The organism is Streptomyces sp. NPDC024698, assembly GCF_055559015.1.
In genome coordinates this window covers 1-5,578 of the sequence record NZ_JBVHLK010000053.1, presented here as the reverse complement: position 1 = coordinate 5,578, position 5,578 = coordinate 1, and the positions used below count along the sequence as shown (strand labels likewise).

Here is a 5,578-nt window from a genome sequence, read left to right as displayed (position 1 = left end):
ACCCATCCACCGAACCCGCACCCGATGGAACATCACCCCACTACACTCAAAATCAGGCCCCTGACCAGCAGGAATAGCAAAACGCTGCTGGAGTACTAAGAGCAGCGTCCACACGGAGTCGGTCATGGCGTTCAGCCCTGCACCGAGGCGGGGACGTTGGCCATGACGGCATCGGCCCGGTAGGCGATCCCGTGCCGAGCACGACCGCCGAACTCGCTCTCCCACGGTCGCGCGACTAGGCCGGAGAGGATCACCGGCGTACCCATGACCAGGCCCTCGCCGATGCCCTTGGCGGGCACGGTCACCTTGACCATGTCCGAGCCGCCCTGGGCGATGAACACCACCTCCAGGACCATCAACCGGTCGTTGGTCACCGGGTCCACAGCGATCTCGCCCGTCTGCCGGTCCTTGATCTTCACCTCGGGCAGCTTGGTGACGAGCAGCGTCGCGGCTGAAGTGTCCACGGGGATGACACGCATTCTGTTGACCTCACTGAGTCTGTGGCGCCGCTTCCGGCGCCATCCCGATTGGATACCCCCCTAGACAGCACAGGGAGTGGCCACCCCCAACTGTCTAGGGGGGTTGACGACAACAGTAAGCCGACGACCCGTCAACTGTCTAGGGGGGTACGCAAGACGCTGCGGCGAGTCGCAGCAACTAGGGCAGCAGCCAGTGCAGCACCGTGGCGTCGTCACGCGCCTTGCCCCGCGGCCAGCGGCGGCCGGCAGGGTCCTCGGCCTCCGCGTCTCGCACCCGACGGATCACCTCACCAGGACCGGACGCCGCGACCAGCGCGAACAGCTCATCCCAGGTGGCCAGTTCGAACCGGTCGACGAGGCGAGTGGCCCCGTCGCTCATCAGCACCACGGACGCCAGCGAATCCAGCGGGACAGAACCAGTGAGCGCATGTCGGGCCGCCTCCGGATCCGGCCCCGCAATCCAGAAGCCTTCGGGCCGGTTACGCAGCCCAGTGAGGGCGCTCCGATACTCGGCCAGCGCGGCAGCGTGTTCGGGTGAGCCGGTGGGCAACGCATCGACAGGAACGCGCAGTTGCTTGCCCACCTCGTCCAACCGCCGGTCCGTGACGACGTCGACCGCGCCGTCCCGGCCGACCACGAGGAGCGCCGAGTCTCCCAGGACGACGTATTCCAGAGCGCCCGCCCGTGCCCTTACGGCAACGACAGTGCTGGTTGGGCTGGCCGGGTGGCGCAGGTCGCAGTCACCCTCATGCAGGGACCGGACGGTGCGAATCGCATGGCTCAGACACTCGGCCGGCCAGAGGCCCGGCTGAGCGACGAGCGTGCCGAGCAGGACCCCGCCCAGTGTCGAGGAGAACCAGGCGACACCATGGATGCAGCCGGTCTGCCCCCCGGCCACCCCCGCGCCGTCGAGGAGCACCGCGGCCTCGGGAGAGGCAGCGGCGAAGTCCTCGTTCGGAGCGTCGGGCGTCGCAGGGAGCGAGACCAGCGCGATCGTCACGCCGCCGGCTCCTCGTCGTGGCGGTAGAGCGGGCAGAGCAGTTCGACGCTGCGGGGTTCGCCGGTCTCGGGGTCGTACTCGACGCCCACGAGAGTGGAGAAGCGCTGCTCGCCCACCTGACCCCACAGACTGTTCAGGTCGGAGGAGAGCAACTGGACGACGCCGAGGGATCCTTGTGTGTGGATTCCGGCGATGGCCAACAGCGAGCCCGCCCCGTCCGGCCGGCGCAGCCTGCCGAGGTATCCGACGTCGTACGAGCGGGCCGGATCACTGTCCTGCCCCGACCGGTACACCGTGCCTGTACGCCCGTCGAGAACGGTCCACGGCCCGTCGTCCGCCTGGTGCCAGCTCAACACCGGGTCCTGACCATAGGTGTCCCACATCTGCTGGGACATCCGGGGGCCGCAGACCACGACCAGGCCGTCACGGTTGAGGTCGATCTCACCGCTCACCGAGACGTGCTCGGAGAGGACATCGAGCCCGTACGACCGCGCCAGATCCTCCAGCCGCTTACCCGAGCTGACGTCGTCGACGGCGACCACCGTGCGCCCACGTTCATCATCGCGGCGGAGAGGCGTGGCCACCGTGACGGCGCCCCGCCCGAGGAAGGCCCCTTCAGGGGCAGGTCCCGTGTGCCGAATCTGGTGGATACGCCCGCGGCTCAGGCCGGCCTTTGCCGCGATCTGCGCGTACGACAGCCCCTGGGCGTGCAGGTCCTGCACTACGCGCCGACGCAGCCGGGCGAGTTCCGTAACTTCCTGCTGCGCATCGGCCAACCTGGTCGTGACCTCACGCAGCAGCAAGTACGGATCATCGATGGCCGTAATCCGTTGCAACTCGTCCGACATACCCACACCTCCTAGATGCACCCAGGAGTCTAGGGCCCTAGACGATTCGGGCGGGAGACGCTGGCCCGTACGAAAATCAACTACATAGAAGCCGGACCGATAGCCAGGGACCCCACGAGGACTCACCCCCCGCCGCCCACGGAGCACGCAACGCAGCCGACCAGAACCACGGGGATCACGCGCTGGCTCGAGCGAGGTCGGCCCAGACGGACCGGCCATGCATCCGCTCTTTCACTCCCCAGTCCTTGGCGCAGGTCGCCATCAGCAACAGCCCGCGCCCGCTTTCCTCCTCCCAGTCATTGGCGGCGAGGAGTTGGGGCCTGTCATGGCCCCCCTCGTCGATCACCTCGATGCGCACTCGGTCGTCGTCGAGCACGACGATCACCAGGAACCAGCCCCCCTTACGGCCGCTCCGGGAGTGCCGGACGGCATTGGACGCCAGCTCGCTGACGATGAGGACGGCGTTCTCCACCATGCGGGGGCCCTCGGCCTCCATCAGGGCGGCGACGAAGTATCGGGCTTCAGCGACCTGTTGCGGCAGGCCAGGGAACGGACGGCACCACTTCGCAAGCAAGAGGAACACTCCTCGTCTAGAGGGCTAGACAGCACGCAGGTAGAGTATTCCTAGGTGCACCAAGCTTCTAGGCATTCAGAGGAATTATTCCTCTATGGAGTGACGTCCTCGGGCAGGGCTCGCAGATCACCCATGATCCGCATCAGCAGTTCGCGCGCCTCACCACCGAAGGCGGCCGCACCCTCGAACTGGGCGAACGTCTCCTCACACGAGGCCAACACGTCAGGATCCTTCTCCGCCCGCTCGTCCCGGAAGGTCTCCACGACCACCGTGTCCCGGTCGCACAAGGTGAAGCCGTGCCGCGGCATGACCGGCACCGGTCGGTCCCACGGGAGCACCCCGAGCCGCACGGTGGTCAAGCTCTCCACCGCGAGCAGCCGATCGAGCTGGGCAAGCATGAGCGCAGGACTGCCGGGCCATGTCCGGAGCACGCCCTCAGTCACCACGAAGACGGACTCTCGTCCGGGCTCGTACAAGACACTCTGCCGCTCCACCCGAGCCGCGACAGCCTTGCCTACCTGGGCAGCATCCGCACCGGGCGTACTTCCAAAGATGTGCCGGGCGTACTCCGCGCTCTGAAGCATGGCCGGCAGGACAACGCACTGGAAGGACCGAACGAGCCGAGCCTCGCGCACCGCCAGGTCGACAACGGCATCCGCGGCACTCAAGCCCGACAGGATCTCGTCTGTGCTCGCGGAAGGAGCCGACTCGACTTCGGCGAGAGTCGCCCGCAACTCCGCAACAGCAGCAGCATCGAGGCCCAGAGCTCCGGACAGGCGGTCGAGAACGTCACGGCTGGGCACCATCCGCCCGTTCTCCACCTTGGACACTGTCGGCTGACCCACTCCAGCGCGCTGCGCCAACACGGCACCCGTCAGGCCGGCATCCACGCGCAAAGCCCGAAGGCGCGCCCCCAGCACCCGCATTCGCTCCTGCCGCGCACTCCCCATACCCAGCGTTCTACACCAACGCCTGGCGAGCACCCAGCTCAACGATCACAGCGGCCCGCAAGGACGACGTGATTCAAACTTTCTCTACTGGTTCAAGCCCCGGCTGCGCTCCGCTCCGCCGGGCGCGCTCCCGGCTCCGCTGCGGGCGCCGCTCCTGCCTTCGGCCCGCTCCGCCCGCGCTGCGCCGACGCGCGCCCACATGTGGATAGGGCCGAGGCCATGAGCTGATCACTGCACATCGCAGCAGCGGCCAACGCATGCCTCCGGCGGGGGCGCTCAGGCTCCGAGATGGCGGGGGCGCCGTTCGCGAGTGCCGGCCGAGTGTGGCGTGCGCGGGGTGCTCCCATCCCGTCTGCCATCGACCCAGGCAAAGCCGAGCAGTCGCGGCCCAGGGCGTCAAGGTCGTTCGTCCGGTAGGGCGCTCCACCTTGACGCCCTGAACCACGCCCGCTCCACGGTGTGTGGGTCGACGGCAGACGGGATGGGAGCTGGGGTAGGTGGTGGGTAGGGGCAGTCGTGACGGCTATGGTCAGTGTTTTGCCAGGTCAAGCCATATCCGCATACTCGATCTTGCGATACGGTGCGGATTCGCGTAGCGACCTCCAGGGTGGGGCAGTGAAGTATCTGATGAACCGTGTCTCTCGTTGCGTGACGCTGACCATCCTGAGTCCGGCCTGCCTCTGCCTTGTCAGCTGTGACCCGGATCCGACCGATCCCGAGAACGTCTCCCCGGTCACCCTGGTGAACAACACACCTAGCGCCGTGCGTGTCTTCTGGTGTGCTGGCGACGGAGACAACGAGTGCTCGGAGCAAGACAGCCTCGGACCAATCGCAGCGGGCGGCACGCGCCACGTACGGATTTCGTCCTACGAGGTACTACTGCGGATCACGTCCACATCAGGCCCGGAGCAATTCGTCTGCGGCGACGACACATCAGGCAGTCGGATAGCTCTGAGCCCGTCGTACCCCTCGGTGAAGTCCGCATACGACCACTGCCCCGACGGATCGTCTCCAAGCACGACGGGCTGATCGTTACACGCGGGCTTGCTGGGCTGGCGATCGGTCCAAATCCTCGATGCCGCCAGAGAACGTGCCCCTCTCGTGCCCGTTCAGTCGGGCAACAGCGGGGGACAGCGGTCGCTGGCAGACAACGCCGCAAGAACGGCCCCTGACCGAATTACCTGGGTCAGGGGCCGTTCACCTGCGGTGGGTGTGGGATTTGAACCCACGGTGACTCGCGCCACGACGGTTTTCAAGACCGTGTACAGGACACGGCTTGCCGACGCAGCCCCCACGCCCTGAACCGAACACTCACGAACCTGCCGACGCCGATGGACAACGCGGTCGACAGAATTGACAGCACGCCGTCGAAGGTCACATCGCCGCCTCTGTTTGCCAACGACACCAGGAACGCGATCGCCACGAGGGTCGCGCCGGTCACGGCAAGCAAGAGCGCCACCTCGGACCACCACATCGCCCGTGTCGGTTGAGTCGTCATGGCGCAGTTGTATCTCACGCCTTCTCTGCCGTACAGCAGCGAGGTACAGCAACCATCTTGACCGGAGTCAACCACTAGCAGTCCTGCATGACCGTCTGACCACCCGAGCAAGCCTCAGTGACCGTCGCGCCCATAGTTCGCATCGAGGGGCACCCTGCGCCCACTGCGCGCTGGCTCCAGCAGGCGCAGTGGGGAACACGGGGAACGGCAAGCCTGGTCTGCGCCCTGC

General features: G+C 66.8%; 6 protein-coding genes and 1 tRNA gene. All 7 read right to left on the bottom strand.

Going from position 1 to position 5,578, the window contains the following annotated elements:
• Positions 1-131: 131 nt before the first annotated feature.
• Positions 132-479, bottom strand: coding sequence for an SCO3933 family regulatory protein (locus ACZ4AA_RS38320; RefSeq protein ID WP_467613329.1), 348 nt, complete (start codon positions 477-479; stop codon positions 132-134).
• A 178-nt stretch (positions 480-657) separates the two neighbouring features.
• Complete coding sequence (locus tag ACZ4AA_RS38315; RefSeq protein ID WP_467613327.1) at positions 658-1,479, bottom strand: protein phosphatase 2C domain-containing protein; 822 nt, start codon at positions 1,477-1,479, stop codon at positions 658-660.
• Complete coding sequence (locus ACZ4AA_RS38310) at positions 1,476-2,327, bottom strand: sigma factor-like helix-turn-helix DNA-binding protein (protein ID WP_467613325.1); 852 nt, start codon at positions 2,325-2,327, stop codon at positions 1,476-1,478. The genes ACZ4AA_RS38315 and ACZ4AA_RS38310 overlap by 4 nt, the downstream gene beginning before the upstream one ends.
• Positions 2,328-2,502: 175 nt before the next feature.
• Positions 2,503-2,901 carry an ATP-binding protein gene (locus ACZ4AA_RS38305; RefSeq protein WP_467613323.1) on the bottom strand — a complete coding sequence of 133 codons (399 nt, stop codon included), beginning with the start codon at positions 2,899-2,901 and terminating at the stop codon, positions 2,503-2,505.
• 92 nt (positions 2,902-2,993) lie between these two features.
• Positions 2,994-3,827, bottom strand: a complete 834-nt coding sequence (locus ACZ4AA_RS38300) for a helix-turn-helix domain-containing protein (RefSeq protein ID WP_467613321.1) — start codon at positions 3,825-3,827, stop codon at positions 2,994-2,996.
• 1,226 nt (positions 3,828-5,053) lie between these two features.
• Positions 5,054-5,148 (bottom strand) — tRNA-OTHER (locus tag ACZ4AA_RS38295).
• A complete protein-coding gene (locus ACZ4AA_RS38290) occupies positions 5,104-5,349 on the bottom strand; it encodes a hypothetical protein (protein ID WP_467613319.1) in 246 nt (81 codons plus the stop codon). The genes ACZ4AA_RS38295 and ACZ4AA_RS38290 overlap by 45 nt, the downstream gene beginning before the upstream one ends.
• Between the last annotated feature and the right edge of the window lie 229 nt (positions 5,350-5,578).

Bases quoted from the DNA above. Each gene is read 5' to 3' on its own strand.
- ACZ4AA_RS38310 (WP_467613325.1), bottom strand. From the start codon at position 2,327: ATGTCGGACGAGTTGCAACGGATTACGGCCATCGATGATCCGTACTTG.
- ACZ4AA_RS38300 (WP_467613321.1), bottom strand. From the start codon at position 3,827: ATGCGGGTGCTGGGGGCGCGCCTTCGGGCTTTGCGCGTGGATGCCGGC.
- ACZ4AA_RS38290 (WP_467613319.1), bottom strand. From the start codon at position 5,349: ATGACGACTCAACCGACACGGGCGATGTGGTGGTCCGAGGTGGCGCTC.
- ACZ4AA_RS38320 (WP_467613329.1), bottom strand. From the start codon at position 479: ATGCGTGTCATCCCCGTGGACACTTCAGCCGCGACGCTGCTCGTCACC.